This is a genomic window from Streptomyces sp. NPDC058052, assembly GCF_042885515.1.
Lineage (GTDB): Bacteria > Actinomycetota > Actinomycetes > Streptomycetales > Streptomycetaceae > Streptomyces.
The window spans coordinates 361,315-382,638 of the sequence record NZ_JBHVRX010000001.1; the positions used below are offsets into that span (position 1 = coordinate 361,315).

Below are 21,324 nucleotides of genomic sequence, written 5' to 3' on the forward strand. Positions count from 1 at the left end.
GAAAGGGCCCCCGCTCCTTCGAGGAGCGGGGGCCCTTTCGCGTGGGCGGTGCGGCCGACGAGCCCGGCGGGACTTACCGCAGGCGGGCCATGAGGGCGTGCTCGACGAGGGTGATGAGCGCGCTCTTGGCGTCCGCGCGGTGGCGGGCGTCGGTGGTGATGATGGGGGTGTCCGGCCCGATCTGGAGGGCCTCGCGGACCTCCTCCGGGTTGTAGGGCTGGTTCCCGTCGAAGCCGTTGAGGGCGATGACGAAGGGGAGGCCCGAGTTCTCGAAGTAGTCGACCGCGGGGAAGCAGTCGGCGAGACGGCGGGTGTCCACGAGGACGACGGCGCCGATGGCGCCGCGGACCAGGTCGTCCCACATGAACCAGAAGCGGTCCTGGCCGGGCGTGCCGAACAGGTACAGGATCAGGTCCTGGTCCAGCGTGATGCGGCCGAAGTCCATGGCGACAGTCGTCGTCGTCTTGTCGCCGGTGTGGGTGAGGTCGTCGATGCCCGCGGACGCGGACGTCATGACGGCCTCGGTACGCAGCGGGTTGATCTCCGAGACGGCACCCACGAACGTGGTCTTGCCCACGCCGAAGCCGCCCGCCACCACGATCTTCGCGCTGGTGGTTGAACGGGCCGCGCCGCCGCTAGAGCTTGCGAAGTCCACTGAGCACCCTTTCGAGCAGTGTCACGTCTGGCTGACCGCCGGCGGCCTCGTCGCCGCCGGGCTGGTGAATGGCGACAAGTCCGGCCTCGGCCAGGTCGGCGACGAGGATCCGGGCAACGCCGAGGGGGATGGAGAGGAGGGCCGAGATCTCCGCGACCGACTTGATCTCGAAGCACAGCTGGCAGATCCGCTGGTGCTCGGGCAACTGCCCCTGCAGCCGGGACGGATCGGCCGTGGTGCTGACCAGCGCCTCGATGGCGAGCTGATAGCGCGGCCGGGTCCGGCCGCCGGTCATCGCGTACGGCCGCACGAGCGGGTTGTGCCCGCCGCCGGCGCTGGAGCTGCCCGCCGAGCGCGGGGCCACCGGCTGCGCCTGCGGCTGCCCGTAGGGCTGGACACCCTGTCTGCTGGGTGCGGAAGGGAAGTTGTACCGGTTCTGCGCGGCGTCGCCCATCGGCGCCTGATGCGCATCGAAACCGTTGTAGGGGTTCGCCCCCGGGGGTGTTCCCACGTCTCCTCCTCCGACTGCCTCGCGGTCCATGTCCCTTGGAGCCGCGTCACCGCACCCTAACGGTGCGGTGACCAGATACGCACTGTGTGTCTGTTAGTTGAGAAGACTTCCCTGGAGTTCCGCCCGCAGGTCCGGGGTGAGGACCGAGCCCGCGCGGTCCACCAGCAGGGCCATCTCGTAGCCCACGAGACCGATGTCGGACTCGGGGTGGGCGAGGACGGCCAGCGAGGAACCGTCCGAGACCGACATGATGAAGAGGAAGCCGCGCTCCATCTCCACCACGGTCTGGTTGACCGCGCCGCCCTCGAAGATCCGGGACGCGCCCGCGGTCAGCGAGGTCAGCCCGGAGGCGACCGCCGCCAGCTGGTCGGCACGGTCCCGGGGGAACCCCTCGGACATGGCCAGCAGGAGTCCGTCGGCGGAGACCACCACCGTGTGGGACACCCCGGGGGTGTTGTCCACGAAGTTGGTGATCAACCAGTTCAGATTCTGCGCCGCCTGGCTCATCGGGCTCACACTAACGCTCCTGGTTGTAGGTACTACCCGGGCCGAGGCCCGATCCGTTCGTGTCCGACCCCGCGGTGCGTCCCTGCTGGACACCCCGGCGCAGGTTGCTCAACCTGCCCCGGACGTCCTCGGGTGCGCGGGAGACCTGGGGGCCGCCCTGCGGGGTCTGCTCCGCGGTGCCCTCGACCAGGTTGGCCTTGGGGACGCGCCGGGGGAGACCGGACGGAGTGACCCCGCCGGCCTTCGGCTCGCGGAGCTTCTTGGCCTGCTCCCAGCGCTCGTCGTTGGCCGAGCGCCATTCCTCGGAGCCGTCGTTCTGGTTCTGCTCGTCCTGCCCCACCGGCTGGGCGGGCTGGGCCGGCGGCACGGGCCGCTGCGCCTGGGGCGCCTGCGGAGCGGCACCGCCGCGGCGCGGCAGACCGGCGTCGGTCAGTCCGTGGCCGGTGTCCGGAGCGGGACTCGGAGCCGGAGCCGGACGGTCGAAGCCTACGCGCTCGCGGCCCTGTTCGGGAGCGACCTGCGAAGATTCCGATTCCGGCCGGTAACCCTGGTCGAAAGCGCCCTGGTAGGAGCTCTGCTCCGGCCACTCGCCCTGGTGGGACGGGTTTTCGAACGCCTGGTCGTATCCGGCGTGGGTCTGGTCCTGAGTGCCGTACGCCGCTTCCGCATACGCCTGCTGCGGGTACGCCTCGGGCTGCTGTCCGTAGCCCTCGTAACCCTGCTGCTGGGGGTAGCCGTAGCCGTCCTGGGGCTGCTGCTCGTAGCCCTGGCCGTACTCCTGGCCGTAGCCCTGGACGGGCTCCTGACCGTACTCCTGGCCCTGGACCTGCCCCTGGGCCTGACCCTGCTGGTCGTAGCCCTGGGCGTACTCCTGGCCGTAGCCCTGCTCCTGGCCGTACTCGGCGCCGTACTCCTGGCCCTGCCCGGACTCGTCGCCGCCCTGCACCTGGGCCTCCAGGGCCGCGCGGCGCTCCTCGCGCATCAGCGAGCGGTTGACCGGGTCCAGCTGCTGGCCCTCGCCCTGCTGGTCGTAGCGCGAGTCGTCGAAGCCGAGCTCGGCCGCGGTCCGCATCGGGGCCACCGCGGGCTCGAAGCCGCCCTGCTGCTGGTGCGGGATGATCTGGGAGACCGTGAAGTCGCTCTGGACCGGCTGCTCGCCACCGCCACCGTGGGTGATGGCGTCCGGGAGCATGACCAGCGAGGTGGTGCCGGCCTGCTCGCCCGAGGGGCGGAGCTGGACGCGGATGCCGTGGCGGTCGGAGAGCCGGCCGACCACGAAGAGGCCCATGCGCTGGGAGACGGCCGCGTCCACGGTGGGCGGGTTCGCCAGCTTGTGGTTGATGTCCGCGAAGTCCTCGGCGGTGAGGCCGATGCCCTTGTCGTGGATCTCGACCATCACACGGCCGTCGGGGAGACGGGTCGCGGTGACGCGGACCTTGGTCTGGGGGGAGGAGAACGTGGTGGCGTTCTCCAGCAGCTCGGCGAGCAGGTGCACGAGGTCGGTCACGGCCTGGCCGTGGATCTCGGCCTCCGGCACGCCGGCGATCTCGATGCGCTCGTACTGCTCCACCTCGGAGGAGGCGGCGCGGAGCACGTCGACCAGCGGGACCGGCTGGTCCCAGCGGCGGCCCGGCTCCTCGCCGGCGAGGACGAGGAGGTTCTCGCCGTTGCGGCGCATACGGGTCGCCAGGTGGTCCAGCTTGAAGAGGTTCTCCAGCTGGTCCGGGTCGGCCTCGTTGTTCTCCAGGTCGGTGATGAGGGTCAGCTGGCCCTCGATCAGCGACTGGTTGCGGCGCGAGAGGTTGGTGAAGATCGCGTTGACGTTGCCCCGGAGCATCGCCTGCTCGGCGGCGAGCCGGACGGCCTCGCGGTGGACCTGGTCGAAGGCGCGGGCGACCTCGCCGATCTCGTCCTGCGAGTCGATCGGGATGGGCTGGACGCGGGTGTCGACCCGGCCCGGCTCGGTACGGGAGAGCTGGTCGACCAGCATCGGCAGGCGCTGCTCGGCGATGCCGAAGGCGGCGGTGCGCAGCTCGCGCATCGAGCGGCTCATCTGCCGGGCCATCATCCCGGCGAGGATGAAGGCGGCGAGCAGGGCGATGACGACGCTGGCGCCGGTGACCCAGGCGTCCGTCTTGGCGTCGGAGGAGATCGTGGTGGCCTCGGCCACGGCCTTGTCGACGAGGATCTTCTCGACCTCGCTGTAGCCCTCGAACTTGGCGGTGGCGATCGCCATCCAGGTGTCGGCGTTGATGCCCTTGGCCGCGAGGGCCTTGATGGCGTCCGCGTCCTCGGCGGTGCCGATCAGGCCGGCCGCGCCGGAGTAGACCGAACCGTCCTTGCCCTTGGGCAGGGTCACGTCGGCGGCCCGCATCTGCTTCTCGCCGTCGGCGGCCTTGCCGGCCATCACCTTCTTCAGGCGCTCGACGTCCTCGGCGGTGCCACCGGAGTTGTACTCGCCGAGGGCGATCTGCTCCAGGTAGTTGTACGAGTTGAACGCGACCGACTGCTGGGCGAAGACGGCGTCCTTGGCGCTGGGGCGGACGAGCAGGTGGGTGCCGATGGAGCGCTGGAGCGAACCGGCGGCCTGCGCGAGCTGGATCGCGTAGACGGTCCGGCCGTAGGTGGTGATGTTGCCGGTGCCCAGGCCGAGCTCGTTGGAGAACTCCATGAGGTAGTGCTGGACGCCGGTGTACCCGAGCTGGGTGTTCACCGGGTCGAGGGCGGCCGTGTAGGCGGCCTTGCGGAGCGCGGCGAGCTTGGGTTCCTCGTTCTTGAACGCCTGGAGACGGCGTTCGAGGCCCTGCCCCGAGGGCATGTTCCGGACGGCCTCGTCGAACTTGGCGCGGGCCGCGTCGGTGGCCGCGTACGCCCGGGTGATCTCCTCGCCGCCGCGGTCCTTGCCGGCCAGCAGCGGGGCCGCCGTCAGGTCGCGCTCGTTGAGGAGGGCGGTGGAGTACTCCGAGGCGGCGCGCACGATGAGCGCCGTCTTCTCGGCGTCCTGGGCCTCCTGCCAGGTGTCGATCGACCCCTTGACCTGGAAGCCGCCCATGACGAGGCCGACGAGCACGGGTATGAGGAGGATCGCGTTCAGGCGGGTGGGCACGCGCCAGTTGCGCGGGGACAGCTTGCTGGAGCTGCCCCGGGGGGCGGGTGCGGGCGCGGGCGTCACCGGCACGTCCGCGGGCGATATCGCGCCGCGCGACGGCGGGGTGAAGTTGCCCCGCGCCTCCTGCTCCGCGGAGCCATCCATGCTTCGCCTCACTCGACCAACAACCTCTCCGCGTCGGCACCTACGTCGTGCCGGTGTTTCGTTCAGGGCCGTACTACTCGGGAGTTCATGAATTGCAGCACGTGAAGGGGGTCCGTTCCAAACACCGGGACGGGGCCGTTTTCAGTGGTCCACGCCTCACGTAAAACGGGCATAAAGAACGAGCCCCGCCAAATGGCGGGGCTCATGTGAGCGCAGCGACACCGATCGGATGCGTCGGGTGTCCGAGGCGCCCGAATTCTCTGTCGAAATGTTATGAAGCCCGGGACGGCCGTGTCGAAGGACACAGATCCACTCCGGCCGCCCCGTTACGGGGGCATATGACAACTGCCGTGATGGAGAGCCTACTTGAGGCGGGCCATGAGGGCGTGCTCGACGAGGGTGATGAGGGCGCTCTTGGCGTCCGCGCGGTGGCGGGCGTCGGTGGTGATGATGGGGGTGTCCGGCCCGATCTGGAGGGCCTCGCGGACCTCGTCCGGGGTGTACGGCTGGCTGCCGTCGAAGCCGTTGAGGGCGATGACGAAGGGGAGGCCCGAGTTCTCGAAGTAGTCGACCGCGGGGAAGCAGTCGGCGAGACGGCGGGTGTCCACGAGGACGACGGCGCCGATGGCGCCGCGGACCAGGTCGTCCCACATGAACCAGAAGCGGTCCTGGCCGGGCGTGCCGAACAGGTACAGGATCAGGTCCTGGTCCAGCGTGATGCGGCCGAAGTCCATCGCCACCGTGGTGGTGGTCTTGCCGCCGGTGTGGGTCAGATCGTCGATCCCGGCGGAGGCCGCCGTCATCACGGCCTCGGTACGCAGCGGGTTGATCTCCGAGACGGCACCCACGAACGTGGTCTTGCCCACGCCGAAGCCACCGGCCACCACGATCTTCGCGCTGGTGGTCGATCTGGCCGCGCCGCCGTTAGAGCTTGCGAAGTCCACTGAGCACCCTTTCGAGCAGTGTCACGTCCGGCGTGCCGCCGGCTTCTCCGTTGCCCGGCTGGTGGATGGCCACCATGCCCGCCTCGGCCAGGTCGGCCACGAGGATCCGGGCGACACCGAGCGGCATCGACAGCAGGGCGGACACCTCGGCCACCGACTTGACCTCACGGCACAGGTGGCAGATGCGCTGGTGCTCGGGGAGGAGCGTGGCGAGGTGCGCCGGGTCGGCCGTGGTGCTGACCAGCGCCTCGATGGCGAGCTGGTAGCGCGGCCGGGTCCGGCCGCCGGTCATCGCATACGGACGGACCAGCGGCTGGTCGCCCTCATGACCGTACGGATCGTCCAGGGACGAGCCGCCGTACGGATCGTGAGAGGCGGGGGGCGGGGTCATGAATCCTCCGGGCGTGACAGCAAGACATCTGCCGTCTGATGGGGCCGGTGGGGGGCCGGGTGGGGCGGCCGGACGATTGAACGGTGCCGGGTGCGGTACGGGTGGGGACGTACCGCACCGGCGAGGGGACGAGGTGCCGCGGACGGGTGGGGACCGCTAGTGCAGCAGGCTGCCCTGGAGCTCCGCGCGGAGATCCGGGGTGAGGACGCTGCCGGCCCGGTCGACCAGCAGCGCCATCTCGTAGCCCACGAGGCCGATGTCGCACTCCGGGTGCGCGAGCACGGCCAGCGAGGAGCCGTCCGAGACCGACATGAGGAAGAGGAAGCCGCGCTCCATCTCCACCACGGTCTGTGCCACGGGACCGCCCTCGAAGATCCGGGAGGCACCCGCGGTCAGCGAGGTGAGCCCGGAGGCGACCGCCGCCAGCTGGTCGGCGCGGTCACGGGGGAACCCTTCGGACATGGCCAGCAGGAGGCCGTCGGCGGAGACCACCACCGTGTGGGACACCCCAGGGGTGTTGTCCACGAAGTTGGTGATCAACCAGTTCAGATTCTGCGCCGCCTGGCTCATCGCGCTCAACTATCGCTCCTGCTGGTGGTTCGGACCGAGGTGGAAGCTACCCGTGGTCGAGTTGCCCGCCTGTCGGCCCTGCTGGATACCGCGGCGCAGATTGGTGAGCCGGCCGCGGACGTCGTCGGGTGCACGCGAGACCTGGGGGCCGGCCGTGTGGGCCTGCTCCTGTGCGGTCCCGGGTACGAGGTTGGCCTTCGGCACACGGCGCGGAAGACCGGAAGTGGTGACCCCGCCGGCGGAGGGCTTGCGCGCCCGCTCGGCCTGGCGCACCAGATCGTCGTTGGGCGAGGGCCGCCACGAGCCCGAGCCCGGCCGGCCGCCGTCACCGGCGGCCGGACCGCCGGCCGGCCGCGGACCCGCCGGAGCGGGCTGCTGCACGACCGGGGTCTGCATGGTCTGGTCGACCTCGGGCATCCGCTGCTGCGCCGGCTGGGCCGGAGCCTGCTGCTGACCCTGCTCCTGGTGGAACCAGTTGGTCTCCAGCGTGTCGTACAGCGGGGTACGCCCGTCACCGTTGCCCGGCGCCGGCGGCAGGGCCTCCGGACGGCGCGGCCGGCCGAGCTGCGGCTGCCGCGGCTCGGGGGCCTGCGCCTGCGGGGCGACGTGCTGCGGGGCCTGCGGCGCGGGCTGCTGCGGCGCGTACTCGTTGCCGGTGGGCCGGCGCGGGGCCGGAGGCTGCGGGGCCTGCTGCTGCGCCTGCGGCACGAAGGGCTGGCTGCCGTACGGCGGACGCTCCTGGTACTGCGGCGCCTGCGGGAGCTGGGGCGCCTGCGGAACCTGCTGGGCGCCGAAGTCCGGGCGCGGGAACTGGCCGGTCGAGCCGGGACCCTGGGGCGCCTGCGGAGCCTGGGGCGCCTGCTGGGCGAAGTCCGGCCGCGGGAACTGGCCCGTGGAGCCGGGGCCCTGCGGGGCCAGGGGCGCCTCGTAGTCCGGCCGCGGGAACTGCGCGGTGGACGCCGGGTCCTGGTACTGCGGCGCCTGCGGAGCCTGGGGCGCCTGCGGGGTGCCGAAGTCGGGGCGCGGGAACTGGCCCGTCGAACCGGGACCCTGCGGCGCGCCGGGCGCGGCGAAGGAGCCGGAGGTCTCCGGGTCCTCGTGGCCGCGCGGGGCGTCCAGCGGCGTCATGTCCTGCTGCGGGCGGCGCACCGGCTGCTGGGCCGGGTCGCTGCCCCAGCTCGCACCCTGCGGGCGCTGCGGCTGGGGGTTGCCGCCGGGCAGCTCGGCGCGCGGGAAGCCGTTCGGGGCGCCCAGCGGGTCCTGCTGCTGCGGGGCCTGCGGCGCCTGCTGGTTCTGCGGACGGCCGCCCCACACGTCCGTGCGGGACGGGATGGCGCTGGCGGCACCGCCGATGAGACCGGCACCCGGGCCGGGCTGCGGAGGCTGGGGGAGCTGCGGCAGCTGGCCGGTCTGCTCCAGCTGGGCCTCGGCCGGCTGCGGCTGCCGGGGCTGCTGCGGGGCCGGGGCCTGCGGGGCCTGCGGCGCGCCGTCCCGGGCGGGCAGCGCGGTGCGGGGACCGCCCGCGGGGCCGACCTGGGGACGCGCGGCACCGGGACCGGCGCCGAGGCGGCCGGCCGGAGCCGAGGGGCCGCCGAGACCCGGACGTCCGGCACCGGGACCACCGGCACCCGGACCACCGGCCGCGCCGGGGCCGCCGGGGAGACGGCCGCCGGGGGCGTTGCCGCCCTGCGGGGCCGCGCCCTGGGAGCCCGGACCCTGCTTGGGGACCGGCTTGCGGCCGCCCTGGGCGACGTCGACCGGGAGCATGACGAGCGCGGTGGTGCCGCCCGAGTCGGACGGGCGCAGCTGGATGCGGATGCCGTGTCGCAGGGACAGGCGGCCGACCACGAAGAGGCCCATGCGGCGGGAGACGGAGACGTCCACGGTGGGCGGCGAGGCGAGCCGCTCGTTGATCGCCGCGAGGTCCTCGGGGGAGAGGCCGATGCCGGTGTCGTGGATCTCGACCAGCACGCGCCCGTCGGGCAGCGCGTGGCCGGTGACCCGGACCTTGGTCTGCGGGGAGGAGAACGAGGTGGCGTTCTCCAGCAGCTCGGCGAGGAGGTGCACGAGGTCGTTGACGACGCGGCCGGCGACGTCGGTCGCCGGGACCGCGGCCAGTTCGATGCGCTCGTACTGCTCCACCTCGGAGGCGGCGGCACGGAGCACGTCGACCAGCGGGACCGGGCGGGTCCAGCGGCGGCCCGGCTCCTCGCCGGCGAGGACGAGGAGGTTCTCGCCGTTCCGGCGCATACGGGTCGCGAGGTGGTCGAGCTTGAAGAGCGAGGAGAGCTGGTCCGGGTCGGCCTCGCGGGACTCCAGCTCGGAGATGAGCGAGAGCTGACGCTGGATGAGGCCCTGGGAACGGCGCGAGAGGTTGGTGAACATCGCGTTGACGTTGCCCCGGAGGAGGGCCTGCTCGGCGGCGAGGCGGACGGCCTCGCGGTGCACGTCGTCGAAGGCCGCGGCCACCTGGCCGATCTCGTCCCGGGAGTGCACACCGACGGACTCGACGGAGGTGTCGACGTCCTGCGGGTCGGACTCGGAGAGCTGCTTGACCAGCTCGGGCAGGCGTTCCTGGGCGACCTTGGTCGCGGTGTCCTGGAGCCGGCGCAGCGAGCGGATCATGGACCGGGCCACGACGAAGGCGCCGATGAGCGAGACGCCGAGGACGAGGAGGATCAGCGCACCGTTGATGATGGCCTCGCGCTGCGACTCCTGCCGCAGCTCACGGGCCATCGTCTCCATGTCGCCGAGGAGCTGGTTCTCGATGCGACCCATGGCCGCGATCTTGGTCTCGTACTCGTCGGTGAAGTTGAGGTAACCGCGCCGCGACTTCTCGCTGCTCATGGCGGAGTCCGACTTCAGGACGCGCTCGGCGTACTTCTCGGCGTCCACGATCGTGGGGTTGCCGGAGCGGAGCGAGTCGGTGAGGTCGGTGGCGTCGCCGCCGGTCCCCTCGTAGATCGCCGTGAACGTCTTGAAGGCGTTGTTCTCACTGTTGAGCGCGGCCTCGCCGTAGAGGCGGTCGCCGGGCTGGATCTTGCCGGAGGTCTTGTCGCTGGCCGGCAGGGCGCCCGCGATGATCGCCTGCTGGATGGAGGCGTACTCCTTGGCGGACGAGAACGCGGCGAGCGCGCGGGTCCGCTTGATCATCTCGGGGTTGCTGGTCGCCTGCGCCATGTCCTGCGAGAGGCTGAGCAGCGAGCGGATGAGCCGGCTGTACGCCTCGACCGTCACCGACTGCTGGACGTCGCCCTTGTAGGCGGTCGTCCGGATGTTGTGGAGGTCGATGACCTGGGCGGCGATGGTGCCGACGTTGGAGCGGATGCTCTGCAGCGCCTCGTCGTCCTCGGTGTTCGGGATGGCCCGGGTGGCGTCGAGGAAGGCGTCGTACTGGCGGTCGGTGCGGCGGCGCGGGTTGGCGACCTGGTAGTCGCTGGTCGGGCGCCCGTTGGCGAGCGGACCGGCGGAGAGGTCGCGCTCGGCCTGGAGGGCCTGCGCGAGCGCGGTCGCCTCACGGGTCAGCTTGGTCAGCAGCTGCATGTGGTCGAGCTGCTGCATGTCCTGGAGGGACTCGTTGATACGAATGCCGCCGAGGCTGGTGGCCGCGACCACGGGGAGGGTCAGCAGGGCCACGAGGCGCGTGGAGATGCGCCAGTTGCGCAGCGCTATTCGGGGGCCGGTGGCGTTCTCGGGGGTCGCGGGCGCGTCGCCCTTCTCCCCGCGTGCCGCCGTGGCCGCGCCCTTCTGGTCGCCGGGCGCGCCCGACGGACCGGAACGGCGTGCGGAGCCGTCGCCGGACTCGCCGTTCGGCCGTGCGGCCTTGCCCTGGTTCCTGCCCTGGCCGCCCGCGCCGGGCGCCTGCTGGGTGGAGTGCGGGGCCGCGGGACCACGATCGGTCCCGGCACGCGGATCCTGCTCCGACGGAGCCTCCGCGCGACCCTTGCGGGCCTGGGCAGAGCCCGCGCCATCCCTCTTGAAACGTCCCTGCACTAGCGTCGCAACCTCTGGACCAGGCGTCCTTCCGGGTGGAACCGGAGTGGACGGTGTCGGCGTCGATGGGACGCATCGGTGCGCCCCGGGTGGTCGTCGGTGACCGGCGCAGATCCCCCTTTCCCGCCACTCGGCCGGCGCTGCGTTGCGCCCCCTGCGTGCCGGCGTCGAACCCGCGGCGGATGCGTGGAATTCCAGCACAGTGCCGGAACTCCAACAAGGGCTGCGGTCTGTACCGCAGAGGGGATGACCAACCGTGCGCACGATGTCACCCGGCGTAGAAGATGATCACGGAGGATTCGGACTTTTCCCCTCCAATGTCCCGGCGTCCCCGAGTGTCCCAGTCGCGATGATCAGGAGCGGAATGAAGGGTTCAGTGGCGGAATGTCCCTTTCCGTGACCTGACATGCCCGTCCGTAATGACCGGAATATCCACCCAGTGGTGAGCAAACTCACACGGGAATGGATGTCTCCGCCATGCATTCGAACGGAACGCCTTGATTTAGCCTGACGCTTTACATCATTCTCGCGCCCGCACGGGCGCCCGTCCCGGACAAGGTCTGCCAGCGCGATGACTGCACCCACCCCCGCCACCACGGCCAACCCGCGCCGCTCCACGCTCGCCCACCTCGCGGACGCCGACGCCCTCGGCCGCGGCGCCACCCCCGAGTACGCGACCGAGCTGCCCGGCACCACCGCCAACCCGCGCCGCACGGTCCTCATGCAGGCCCCCGCGCCCTACGTCCCGGCCTACCTCACCGAAGCCTGATCCGGCCCTCCGCCCGCCCGCCACCGGCGATATCCGCCGGTCGGGCGCCCCGCGCCGCGTTAGCCTGGAGCGTCAGACTCCAGCCAGTACCAAGTGAGGGGCGACAGCACTCGTGCGCATCGCCAGATTCTCCATCGACGGCAATGTCGCCTTCGGCGCGGTCGAGGGCGAGGGGACCGTCGAGTCCGGCGGCCTGGTCCTCGACATCATCAAGGGCATCCCGTACACCGACTTCGAGCTCAGCGGCGTCAAGGTCCCGCTGAGCAAGGTACGGCTCCTGCCGCCGGTGCTCCCCAACAAGGTCGTGGCCATCGGCCGCAACTACGCGGAGCACGCCAAGGAGCTCGGCAACGAGGTCCCGGAGGTCCCGGTCGCCTTCTTCAAGCCGACCACCTCCGTCATCGGCCCCGGTGACGCCATCGAGTACCCCTCCTTCTCCAGCGAGCTGCACCACGAGGCCGAACTGGCCGTGGTGATCGGCCGCATGTGCCGCGAGGTGCCCCGGGAGCGCGTCAAGGACGTGATCTTCGGCTACACCTGCGCCAACGACGTGACCGCCCGCGACGTCCAGAAGCGCGAGGCCCAGTGGGCCCGCGCCAAGGGCTTCGACACGAGCTGCCCGCTGGGCCCCTGGGTGGAGACCGACCTCGACCCGAGCGACCTCACCATCCAGGCCACGGTCAACGGCGAACAACGCCAGCTCGGTCGGACGAGCGACATGATCCGCTCCATCGAGGACCTGGTCGTCCACATCACCGAGGCCATGACGCTGCTCCCCGGCGACGTCATCCTCACCGGCACTCCCGCCGGGGTCGGCCCCCTCACCGTCGGCGACGAGGTCGCCGTCACCATCGAAGGCATCGGCACTCTCACCAACAGGGTGATCAAGCGTGGCTAACGCGAACCTCCGCGTCCGTTTCTGTCCGTCCCCGACCGGCAACCCCCATGTGGGCCTGGTCCGCACCGCCCTCTTCAACTGGGCCTTCGCCCGGCACAACCAGGGCACCATGGTCTTCCGCATCGAGGACACCGACGCGGCCCGCGACTCCGAGGAGTCGTACAACCAGCTGCTCGACTCCCTCAAGTGGCTCGGCCTCGACTGGGACGAGGGCCCCGAGGTCGGCGGCCCGCACGCCCCGTACCGCCAGTCGCAGCGGATGGACCTCTACAAGGACGTCGCCGACAAGCTGCTCGCCGGCGGGTACGCGTACCGCTGCTACTGCACCACCGAGGAGCTCGACGAGCGCCGCGAGGCCGCCCGCGCCGCCGGCAGGCCGTCCGGCTACGACGGCCACTGCCGCGAGCTGCCGGCCGAGCAGGTCGCCGCGTACGAGGCCGAGGGCCGCACGCCGATCGTCCGCTTCCGGATGCCCGACGAGGCCATCACCTTCACCGACCTGGTCCGCGGCGAGCTCACCTTCACCCCGGAGAACGTGCCGGACTACGGCATCCTCCGGGCCAACGGCGCCCCGCTCTACACCCTGGTCAACCCGGTCGACGACGCCCTGATGGAGATCACCCACGTCCTGCGCGGCGAGGACCTGCTCTCCTCCACCCCCCGCCAGATCGCCCTCTACAAGGCGCTGATCGAGCTGGGCGTCGCCAAGGAGATCCCCGCCTTCGGCCACCTGCCGTACGTGATGGGCGAGGGCAACAAGAAGCTCTCCAAGCGCGACCCCCAGGCGTCCCTCAACCTCTACCGGGAGCGCGGCTTCCTCCCCGAGGGCCTGCTGAACTACCTGTCGCTGCTCGGCTGGTCGTTCTCGGCCGACCAGGACATCTTCACCATCCCCGAGATGGTGGCGAAGTTCGACATCGCCGACGTCAACGCCAACCCGGCCCGCTTCGACCTCAAGAAGGCCGAGTCCATCAACGCGGACCACATCCGCATGCTGGACGTGAAGGCGTTCACCGAGGCGTGCGAGCCCTGGCTCCAGGCCCCGCACGCCCCCTGGGCCCCCGAGGACTTCGACCGCACGGCCTGGGAGCGGATCGCCCCGCACGCCCAGACCCGCCTGACCGTCCTCTCCGAGATCACGGCCAACGTCGACTTCCTCTTCCTCTCCGAGCCGGCCTTCGACCAGCCCTCGTGGGACAAGGCGATGAAGGGCGAGCCCGCGGCCCTCCTCACCACCGCCCGCGAGAAGCTGGTGGACGCCGACTGGAACGACCCCGAGTCGCTCAAGAACGCCGTCCTGGCCGCCGGCGAGGCCCACGGCCTCAAGCTCGGCAAGGCCCAGGCCCCGGTCCGCGTCGCCGTCACCGGCCGCACCGTCGGCCTCCCCCTCTTCGAGTCCCTGGAGATCCTGGGCGAGGAGAAGACCCTGGCCCGCATCGACGCGGCCCTGGCGAAGCTCGCCGCCTAGCCGCACGCCGTACGCCACGGGGGCGGCGGCCGGAGAGGTTCCGGCCGCCGCCCCCGTCGTCGTGTCCGCCCCGCTGTCGTACCCACCCCCTAGGGTCGGCTCATGTTCATGACACCGCCTGACTTCGCCCACTGGTTCACCCCGGGAGCCGTCGTCCCGACCGAGGACAGGAGGGACGTCGTCTTCGGCGTGCGGGAGGTGGGGGAGCTGGACCTGCCCAGCGGCCGCCTCGTCGCCTGCGACCCGATCGTCCACCTCTGCCACGACGACGAACGCCCCGAGCCCTTCGCCGTCACGGTCCCGCCCGGCCGCTACCGGGTCCAGACCGCCGAGGCCACCTTCACGTATCCGGTCGACCACACCGTGAACGCCGCCGCCCGGCTGGTGATCCGCGACACCCCGGTGGTCCGCTGGGAGCCCGCCCTCGTCCCCGGCGAGGCGGAGCCCGGGGACGACTCCTTCGGATTCGGCGTCGACGCCGGGGCCGGCTGCTTCCTCGACACCGACGCCCACCACTCCTTCCCCGGCACCGACGACGATTCGGGTGTCGTGTGGGAAGGGCTGGACGCCGACACCCCCGGACCGACCGCCTTCGTCGCCGAGGGTGAGAACGGCCACACCATCGCCGTGTTCGCCTCGGGCTGGGGCGACGGCCTCTACCCGACCTGGGTCGGCCGCGACGCCGACGGCGAGGCCGCCTGCTTCGTCGTCGACCTCCGCCCCTTCCGCTTCGCCCGGACCGCGTAGAACCGCCCCCGGCGGGCCCACCGGCGGCGTACCGTCGATCCCATGAGCATCCGCGCCGTCCTCTGGGACGTGGACGACACGATCTTCGACTACGCGCGGGCCGATCGCACGGGCATGCGTGCCCACCTCGCCGCCGAGGGCCTGTCCGGACTGCACGGCTCCGTCGAGGACGCCCTGCGCCACTGGAAGGAGCTCACCGAGCTCTACTGGCGGCGCTTCGAGGACGGCTCCGGAGGGAGCTGGCAGGACCAGCGCCGCCACCGCGTCCGCGACTTCCTGGACCGGCCGGACATGACCGACCCCGAGGCCGACGCCTGGTTCGGGCGGTACGTGGCCCACTACGAGGCCGCCTGGGAGCTCTTCCCCGACGCCCTGCCCGTCCTCGACCTGCTCGCCCCCGACTACCGGCAGGCGGTCCTGTCGAACTCCAGCATCCACGCCCAGGAGCCCAAGCTCCGGGCCCTCGGCGTCCGCGACCGCTTCGAGGCCGTCCTGTGCGCCGCCGAGCTGGGCAGCGCCAAGCCGGCCGCCGAGGCGTTCCACGCCGCCTGCGCCGCCCTCGGCCTCGCCCCCCACGAGGTGGCGTACGTGGGGGACCGGCCCGACATCGACGCCCTCGGCGCCCAGGCGGCGGGGCTCCACGGCATCTGGCTGGACCGCGCCGGCACCGGCGAACAGCCCGGCCTGCGCCGCATCACCGACCTCCACCAGCTCCCGCCGCTGCTCCGCGGGGATACCCGTTTTGGAGCACCGTCCACCTTCGGGTAATGTTCTTCCTGCGCCGAGGGGAACAAGCCGAAAGGCAAGAACCCGGAAAGCGCAAGCCGAGCAAGATCCCCTTCACGGGGAGGTTGCCCCGGTGGCCTATGGTGTAATTGGCAGCACGACTGATTCTGGTTCAGTTAGTCTTGGTTCGAGTCCAGGTAGGCCAGCTCGCAGAGCTCATCTGCAAACCGTGGATGGCATCCACAAAGCCCCCGTTGTGTAGCGGCCTAGCACGCCGCCCTCTCAAGGCGGTAGCGCCGGTTCGAATCCGGTCGGGGGTACAGATCCTTCCCGCGGGATCACCTGGGTAGCTCCCAGGTGGACCCGATGCAGGATCGCTAGGGCCCCCGTTGTGTAGCGGCCTAGCACGCCGCCCTCTCAAGGCGGTAGCGCCGGTTCGAATCCGGTCGGGGGTACGACGCTGGTCTAACCACGTATTGGTCTATGGTGTAATTGGCAGCACGACTGATTCTGGTTCAGTTAGTCTTGGTTCGAGTCCAGGTAGACCAGCTCGGATCTGCGGCGGCAACGTCTGCATGATCCAAAGCCCCCGTTGTGTAGCGGCCTAGCACGCCGCCCTCTCAAGGCGGTAGCGCCGGTTCGAATCCGGTCGGGGGTACGCGAAACGAAGAAGCCCTTCCCTTCGGGGGAGGGCTTCTTCGCTGTTCCCCGCGCACCCCCGCACCCGGACACAACTCCGGCCCACCGCTGCGGCGTTGGAGCGGTGGGCCGGAGAACGTACAGGTGAACAGAGAAGGGTCAGCCGTTGCGGCGGAGGGCCTCGGAGAGACGGGCGGCGGCGTCGATGACCGCCTGGGCGTGCATGCGGCCCGGGTGGCGCGTCAGGCGCTCGATCGGACCGGAGACCGACACGGCGGCCACCACGCGGTTCGAAGGGCCCCTGACGGGCGCGGAGACGGACGCGACGCCCGGCTCCCGCTCGCCGATCGACTGGGCCCAGCCGCGGCGCCGTACGCCCGACAGGGCCGTCGCCGTGAAGCGGGCGCCCTGGAGACCGCGGTGCAGCCGCTCGGGCTCCTCCCAGGCCATCAGGATCTGCGCCGACGAGCCGGCCTTCATGGTCAGCGTCGAGCCCACCGGGACCGTGTCCCGCAGACCGGACAGCCGCTCGGCCGCCGCCACGCAGATCCGCATGTCGCCCTGGCGGCGGTAGAGCTGCGCGCTCTCCCCGGTGACGTCGCGCAGGTGCGTCAGCACCGGCCCGGCCGTCGCCAGGAGGCGGTCCTCACCGGCCGCCGCGGCCAGCTCGGCGAGCCGCGGACCGAGGATGAAACGGCCCTGCATGTCGCGGGCCACCATCCGGTGGTGTTCCAATGCCACGGCCAGCCGGTGGGCCGTGGGTCGTGCGAGTCCCGTCGCCGCGACCAGTCCTGCGAGGGTGGCCGGACCGGACTCCAGGGCGCTCAGGACAAGGGCTGCCTTGTCGAGAACGCCTACGCCGCTAGAGTTGTCCATGCAACGATATTCGCGTCTCACTCTGTGAAACGCAAGTTCAATTTCCCGAGGAACTTGTCACTCTGGTGGGGCGGCCGCACAACGGCCCGCACAACGGTCTCTAGTGGTGCCGGCGCAGCCGCCGGCCGGAGGGAAAGCGATGGGTAGGACACTCGCGGAGAAGGTCTGGGACGACCACGTCGTCCGGCGCGCCGAGGGCGAGCCCGACCTCCTCTTCATCGATCTTCACCTGCTGCACGAGGTGACCAGCCCGCAGGCGTTCGACGGCCTCCGGCAGAACGGCCGGCAGGTGCGGCGCCTGGACCTCACCATCGCCACCGAGGACCACAACACCCCCACCCTCGACATCGACAAGCCGATCGCCGACCCGGTCTCCCGCGCCCAGCTGGAGACCCTGCGCAAGAACTGCGCCGAGTTCGGTGTCCGGCTCCACCCGCTCGGCGACGTCGAGCAGGGCGTCGTCCACGTGGTGGGACCGCAGCTGGGCCTGACCCAGCCCGGCATGACCGTCGTCTGCGGCGACTCCCACACCTCCACGCACGGCGCCTTCGGCGGCCTGGCGTTCGGCATCGGCACCAGCCAGGTCGAGCACGTCCTCGCCACCCAGACGCTGCCCATGGCCCGCCCGAAGACCATGGCCATCACCGTCGACGGCGAGCTGCCCGCCGACGTGACCGCCAAGGACCTCATCCTCGCGATCATCGCGAGGATCGGCACCGGCGGCGGCCAGGGATACGTCCTGGAGTACCGGGGCTCCGCCATCGAGAAGCTCTCGATGGAGGCCCGCATGACCATCTGCAACATGTCCATCGAGGCCGGTGCCCGCGCGGGCATGATCGCCCCCGACGAGACCACCTTCGCCTACCTCAAGGGCCGTCCGCACGCCCCCGAGGGCGAGGACTGGGACGCCGCCGTCGCCTACTGGAAGACGCTGAGGTCGGACGAGGACGCGGTCTTCGACGCCGAGGTCGTCATCGAGGCCGCCGCGCTGGCGCCCTTCGTCACCTGGGGCACCAACCCCGGCCAGGGCGCGCCGCTTTCGGCGAACGTCCCCGACCCGGCTTCGTACGAAGACCCCTCGGAGCGCCTCGCCGCCGAAAAGGCCCTGGAGTACATGGGGTTGAGCGCCGGCCAGCCGCTGCGCGACATCAAGGTCGACACCGTCTTCGTAGGCTCCTGCACCAACGGCCGCATCGAGGACCTGCGCAACGCCGCCTCCCTGCTGGAGGGCCGCAAGGTCGCCGACGGCGTCCGCATGCTGGTCGTCCCCGGCTCCGTCCGGGTCGCCCTGCAGGCCGTCGAGGAGGGCCTGGACAAGGTCTTCAAGAAGGCCGGCGCCGAATGGCGGCACGCGGGCTGCTCCATGTGCCTGGGCATGAACCCCGACCAGCTGGCCCCCGGTGAGCGCTCCGCGTCCACCTCCAACCGCAACTTCGAGGGCCGGCAGGGCAAGGGCGGCCGCACCCACCTGGTCTCCCCCCAGGTCGCCGCCGCCACCGCCGTCCTGGGCCACCTGGCCTCCCCGGCCGACCTGTCCGACGCCGTCACCACCGCGGGGGTCTGAGGAACCATGGAAGCTTTCACCACGCACACCGGCCGGGCCGTCCCGCTGCACCGCAGCAACGTCGACACCGACCAGATCATCCCCGCGCACTGGCTGAAGAAGGTCACCCGCGACGGCTTCGAGGACGGCCTCTTCGAGGCATGGCGCAAGGACCCCGAGTTCGTCCTCAACCGCCCCGAGCGGCAGGGCGCCACGGTCCTGGTGGCCGGCCCCGACTTCGGCACCGGCTCCTCCCGCGAGCACGCCGTCTGGGCGCTCCAGAACTACGGCTTCAAGGCCGTCGTCTCGTCCCGCTTCGCCGACATCTTCCGCGGCAACTCGCTGAAGAACGGTCTGCTGACGGTCGTCCTGCCGCAGGAGACGGTCGACGCCCTCTGGAAGCTGACCGAGGCCGACCCCACCGCCGAGATCACCGTCGACCTGGAGGCCCGCAAGGTCCTGGCGGACGGGATCGACGCCGACTTCGAGCTCGACGAGAACGCCCGCTGGCGGCTCCTGAACGGTCTGGACGACATCAGCCTCACCCTTCAGAACGAAGCCGACATCGCGGCCTACGAGACGGCGAGGCCGTCCTTCAAGCCCCGTACAATTACGGCCTGAGCAGCGCTTTTCCAAGACTGCGCCCCCCACCCTCCGGTGGGGGGCGCAGTCGCTTGTTGAGACCCTGTCGGGCGACAACTCGCCCTAGATGGCACAATCGGTGCATGGAACGCGACAGCCAACTCGAGCTCTACGAGGCAGTCGCCGCCCGATTGAAGGAAGCGCACTCCCGGGTGCGCGCACTGCAAGTCCCGGAGGGCGTAAGGATGGCGCTGTCCCGGAAGCTGCTGGTCGTCACGGCCGCGGCGAAGCACGATCTCGCGGACGCGGCCACGCGTCTGGACCGGTTGATGAAGGACCTCGACGAGGGCCGATTCCCTGAAGACGACTGACACCAGGAACTCCGCAACGGCACTTCCGCGTTGCGGCACAAGGGTGATTAGACCGTTTCGTGTTTGATTTGCGGTATATACATGCCTAACGTGCGAAAACGCTTGAACACTTTCGTTCCGGCAAAGTCTCCGAAGGGGAAGACGTGAACAAGGCGCAGCTCGTAGAAGCGATTGCCGACAAGTTGGGCGGTCGCCAGCAGGCCGCCGAAGCCGTCGACCACGTGCTCGACGCCATCGTGCGCGCCGTGGTGTCCGGCGACCGGGTCTCGGTCACCGGCTTCGGCTCGTTCGAGAAGGTCGACCGCCCGGCCCGCTACGCCCGCAACCCGCAGACGGGCGAGCGCGTGCGGGTCAAGAAGACCTCGGTTCCGCGTTTCCGCGCCGGCCAGGGCTTCAAGGACCTGGTCAGCGGCTCGAAGAAGCTCCCCAAGGGCGGCGAGGTCTCCGTCAAGAAGGCCCCCAAGGGCAGCCTGACCGGCGGCGCCTCCGCCACCGTGAAGAAGGCCGCGGCGAAGAAGGCCACCACGGCCAAGAAGGCCGCCGCCAAGAAGGCCACTCCCGCCAAGAAGACCACGGCCGCCGCCGCGAAGAAGGCGACCCCGGCGAAGAAGACCACCACCGCGGCGGCGAAGAAGACCACCACCGCCGCCACCAAGAAGACGACGGCGGCCGCCAAGAAGACCACCGCCGCCGCCAAGAAGGCCACCACGGCCGCCACCGCCAAGAAGGCCGCCGCCAAGAAGACGGCCCCGGCCAAGAAGGTCACGGCGAAGAAGGCGCCCGCCAAGAAGACCACGGCGCGCAAGACCGCCACGGCCAAGAAGGCCGCCGCCAAGAAGTAGGACGGCCGTCGCACGTCCGCCGGGCCGGGCTCCCCGCACGGGAGCCCGGCCCGCGGCGCGTGCGCGCGGACCGGGGGAGCGGACGGCTCAGAAGGTCTGCAGCGTCACCAGGGTGATCCGCGGGCCCGCGCCCGAGGTGCCCGGCTCCGTCTCGATCCGCACCCGCTGGCCCGGCCGCAGCAGTCGCAGACCGCCCGCGTCGAAGGCATCCGTCCCGAACTCCACCGGGGTGCCGTCGTCGAGCAGCACACTGCCGCTGCGGGTCTCGGGGTCGTACGTGTACGCGGTCGCCTGCATGGACCGCAGCCTATCCGGCCGGCGCCGGCCGCCGGGCCGCCGTCCGCGGCCCGAGCCCCAGCGACCCCGCCGCCGCCAGGTCCTCGCCGGTGTCCACGTCCCGGCGCACGGAATCCACCCCGGCCAGCCGTATTTCCACCGCCCCCGACGACAAATGCCGAAGCCGCGACGGACCTCCGAATGCCGGTTCCAATTCCACCCCCGGAGCCGCCGAGAGGAATGTCGTACCTATTTCGGCGGCATCCGCGAGAAATGCCCTCGGGAATTGCCGGGCCACCGCCAGGACCCGCGCCAGCTCCGCCGGGCGCAGCGCCGGCAGATCCGCGTTCAGCGCCGCCACGCGCGCGTGCGGACGCCGCTCCCGCACCGCCCGGGCCCCGTGCGCCAGCGCCGCGTTGAGCCCGGCCGCCGGTGCGTCCGGCACGATCCGGGCCCCCAGCGCCGCCAGCGCCCGGCCCGCCGCCGGATCGTCCGTGACCACCACCACGTCCCGGACCTCCGGACAGTCCAGCGCCGCCGCCACGGTGTCCTCGGCGAAGGCCAGGGCCAGCCGGGGACGCAGCCGCTCCCCGGCCGCCGGGGCGAGCCGGCTCTTCGCCAGGGCCAGGGGTTTCAGGGGTACGACCAGGGACCAGCCGTCGTCCGCATCCGTGTTCATCGCCGCCCATTCTGTCCCGCCCCGGCGGTAGGGCCCCGGCCCCGGGGCGTACGGTGTCCTCGACAGAGCAGGAGCATGGGGCGA

At 71.2% G+C, this 21,324-nt stretch carries 20 protein-coding genes and 5 tRNA genes; 14 read left to right on the forward strand and 11 right to left on the reverse strand.

Features of this window, described 5'->3' with window-relative positions:
• Positions 1-73: 73 nt before the first annotated feature.
• The 8 genes from ACFVU3_RS01770 to ACFVU3_RS01805 all read right to left on the reverse strand — a co-directional run bounded on the left by ACFVU3_RS01770 (position 74) and on the right by ACFVU3_RS01805 (position 10,824).
• The gene (locus ACFVU3_RS01770; RefSeq protein WP_226651380.1) at positions 74-655 is read right to left on the reverse strand and encodes an ATP/GTP-binding protein; all 582 of its coding nucleotides are present in this window, start codon (positions 653-655) and stop codon (positions 74-76) included.
• On the reverse strand, positions 636-1,166 hold the full coding sequence (locus ACFVU3_RS01775) for a DUF742 domain-containing protein (protein WP_390062765.1): 531 nt from the start codon (positions 1,164-1,166) through the stop codon (positions 636-638). Before ACFVU3_RS01775 ends, ACFVU3_RS01770 begins: the two co-directional genes overlap by 20 nt.
• Before the next feature lie 93 nt (positions 1,167-1,259).
• On the reverse strand, positions 1,260-1,673 hold the full coding sequence (locus ACFVU3_RS01780; RefSeq protein WP_030496939.1) for a roadblock/LC7 domain-containing protein: 414 nt from the start codon (positions 1,671-1,673) through the stop codon (positions 1,260-1,262).
• 10 nt (positions 1,674-1,683) lie between these two features.
• Positions 1,684-4,938, reverse strand: coding sequence for a nitrate- and nitrite sensing domain-containing protein (locus ACFVU3_RS01785; RefSeq protein ID WP_390062767.1), 3,255 nt, complete (start codon positions 4,936-4,938; stop codon positions 1,684-1,686).
• 350 nt (positions 4,939-5,288) lie between these two features.
• Positions 5,289-5,870 carry an ATP/GTP-binding protein gene (locus ACFVU3_RS01790; RefSeq protein WP_189848077.1) on the reverse strand — a complete coding sequence of 194 codons (582 nt, stop codon included), beginning with the start codon at positions 5,868-5,870 and terminating at the stop codon, positions 5,289-5,291.
• Positions 5,851-6,261, reverse strand: coding sequence for a DUF742 domain-containing protein (locus ACFVU3_RS01795; protein ID WP_031013914.1), 411 nt, complete (start codon positions 6,259-6,261; stop codon positions 5,851-5,853). The genes ACFVU3_RS01790 and ACFVU3_RS01795 overlap by 20 nt, the downstream gene beginning before the upstream one ends.
• Before the next feature lie 156 nt (positions 6,262-6,417).
• Positions 6,418-6,831, reverse strand: coding sequence for a roadblock/LC7 domain-containing protein (locus tag ACFVU3_RS01800; RefSeq protein ID WP_030496942.1), 414 nt, complete (start codon positions 6,829-6,831; stop codon positions 6,418-6,420).
• A 9-nt stretch (positions 6,832-6,840) separates the two neighbouring features.
• Positions 6,841-10,824, reverse strand: a complete 3,984-nt coding sequence (locus tag ACFVU3_RS01805) for a nitrate- and nitrite sensing domain-containing protein (protein WP_390062770.1) — start codon at positions 10,822-10,824, stop codon at positions 6,841-6,843.
• A 571-nt stretch (positions 10,825-11,395) separates the two neighbouring features.
• Here ACFVU3_RS01805 and ACFVU3_RS01810 point away from each other — a divergent pair.
• The 10 genes from ACFVU3_RS01810 to ACFVU3_RS01855 all read left to right on the forward strand — a co-directional run bounded on the left by ACFVU3_RS01810 (position 11,396) and on the right by ACFVU3_RS01855 (position 16,090).
• Positions 11,396-11,593, forward strand: coding sequence for a hypothetical protein (locus tag ACFVU3_RS01810; RefSeq protein WP_390062772.1), 198 nt, complete (start codon positions 11,396-11,398; stop codon positions 11,591-11,593).
• 112 nt (positions 11,594-11,705) lie between these two features.
• The gene (locus ACFVU3_RS01815) at positions 11,706-12,491 is read left to right on the forward strand and encodes a fumarylacetoacetate hydrolase family protein (protein ID WP_390062774.1); all 786 of its coding nucleotides are present in this window, start codon (positions 11,706-11,708) and stop codon (positions 12,489-12,491) included.
• Positions 12,484-13,959, forward strand: coding sequence for a glutamate--tRNA ligase (gltX, locus tag ACFVU3_RS01820; protein WP_390062776.1), 1,476 nt, complete (start codon positions 12,484-12,486; stop codon positions 13,957-13,959). Before ACFVU3_RS01815 ends, gltX begins: the two co-directional genes overlap by 8 nt.
• Positions 13,960-14,061: 102 nt before the next feature.
• Positions 14,062-14,706 (forward strand): DUF4241 domain-containing protein, encoded by a 645-nt coding sequence (locus ACFVU3_RS01825; RefSeq protein ID WP_390062778.1) that lies wholly within the window; start codon positions 14,062-14,064, stop codon positions 14,704-14,706.
• A 42-nt stretch (positions 14,707-14,748) separates the two neighbouring features.
• Complete coding sequence (locus tag ACFVU3_RS01830; RefSeq protein WP_390062780.1) at positions 14,749-15,474, forward strand: HAD family hydrolase; 726 nt, start codon at positions 14,749-14,751, stop codon at positions 15,472-15,474.
• 92 nt (positions 15,475-15,566) lie between these two features.
• A tRNA-Gln gene (locus tag ACFVU3_RS01835) sits at positions 15,567-15,638 on the forward strand.
• Between the two features lie 41 nt (positions 15,639-15,679).
• Positions 15,680-15,752 (forward strand) — tRNA-Glu (locus tag ACFVU3_RS01840).
• 62 nt (positions 15,753-15,814) lie between these two features.
• A tRNA-Glu gene (locus ACFVU3_RS01845) sits at positions 15,815-15,887 on the forward strand.
• Between the two features lie 22 nt (positions 15,888-15,909).
• Positions 15,910-15,981: transfer RNA gene (locus ACFVU3_RS01850), tRNA-Gln, on the forward strand.
• A gap of 36 nt (positions 15,982-16,017) precedes the next feature.
• Positions 16,018-16,090: transfer RNA gene (locus ACFVU3_RS01855), tRNA-Glu, on the forward strand.
• A gap of 140 nt (positions 16,091-16,230) precedes the next feature.
• On the opposite strand, the gene ndgR is transcribed toward ACFVU3_RS01855, so the two are convergent.
• Positions 16,231-16,947: an IclR family transcriptional regulator NdgR gene (gene ndgR, locus ACFVU3_RS01860; protein WP_005311436.1), complete on the reverse strand. Its 717-nt coding sequence runs from the start codon at positions 16,945-16,947 to the stop codon at positions 16,231-16,233.
• Positions 16,948-17,086: 139 nt separating this feature from the next.
• Here ndgR and leuC point away from each other — a divergent pair, with 139 nt between their 5' ends.
• From leuC to ACFVU3_RS01880, 4 genes are all read left to right on the forward strand, one after another.
• A complete protein-coding gene (gene leuC, locus ACFVU3_RS01865; protein WP_390062782.1) occupies positions 17,087-18,511 on the forward strand; it encodes a 3-isopropylmalate dehydratase large subunit in 1,425 nt (474 codons plus the stop codon).
• A 6-nt stretch (positions 18,512-18,517) separates the two neighbouring features.
• Positions 18,518-19,111, forward strand: coding sequence for a 3-isopropylmalate dehydratase small subunit (gene leuD / locus ACFVU3_RS01870; RefSeq protein ID WP_390062784.1), 594 nt, complete (start codon positions 18,518-18,520; stop codon positions 19,109-19,111).
• Positions 19,112-19,215: 104 nt separating this feature from the next.
• Positions 19,216-19,443, forward strand: coding sequence for a hypothetical protein (locus ACFVU3_RS01875; protein ID WP_030496950.1), 228 nt, complete (start codon positions 19,216-19,218; stop codon positions 19,441-19,443).
• A gap of 143 nt (positions 19,444-19,586) precedes the next feature.
• A complete protein-coding gene (locus ACFVU3_RS01880) occupies positions 19,587-20,285 on the forward strand; it encodes an HU family DNA-binding protein (protein WP_390062786.1) in 699 nt (232 codons plus the stop codon).
• Positions 20,286-20,372: 87 nt separating this feature from the next.
• Here ACFVU3_RS01880 and ACFVU3_RS01885 read toward each other — a convergent pair whose 3' ends face one another.
• Entirely contained in the window at positions 20,373-20,582 is a 210-nt protein-coding gene (locus ACFVU3_RS01885) for a hypothetical protein (RefSeq protein WP_390062788.1), read from the reverse strand.
• Between the two features lie 10 nt (positions 20,583-20,592).
• A complete protein-coding gene (gene cofC, locus ACFVU3_RS01890; RefSeq protein WP_390062790.1) occupies positions 20,593-21,240 on the reverse strand; it encodes a 2-phospho-L-lactate guanylyltransferase in 648 nt (215 codons plus the stop codon).
• Positions 21,241-21,324: the final 84 nt, after the last annotated feature.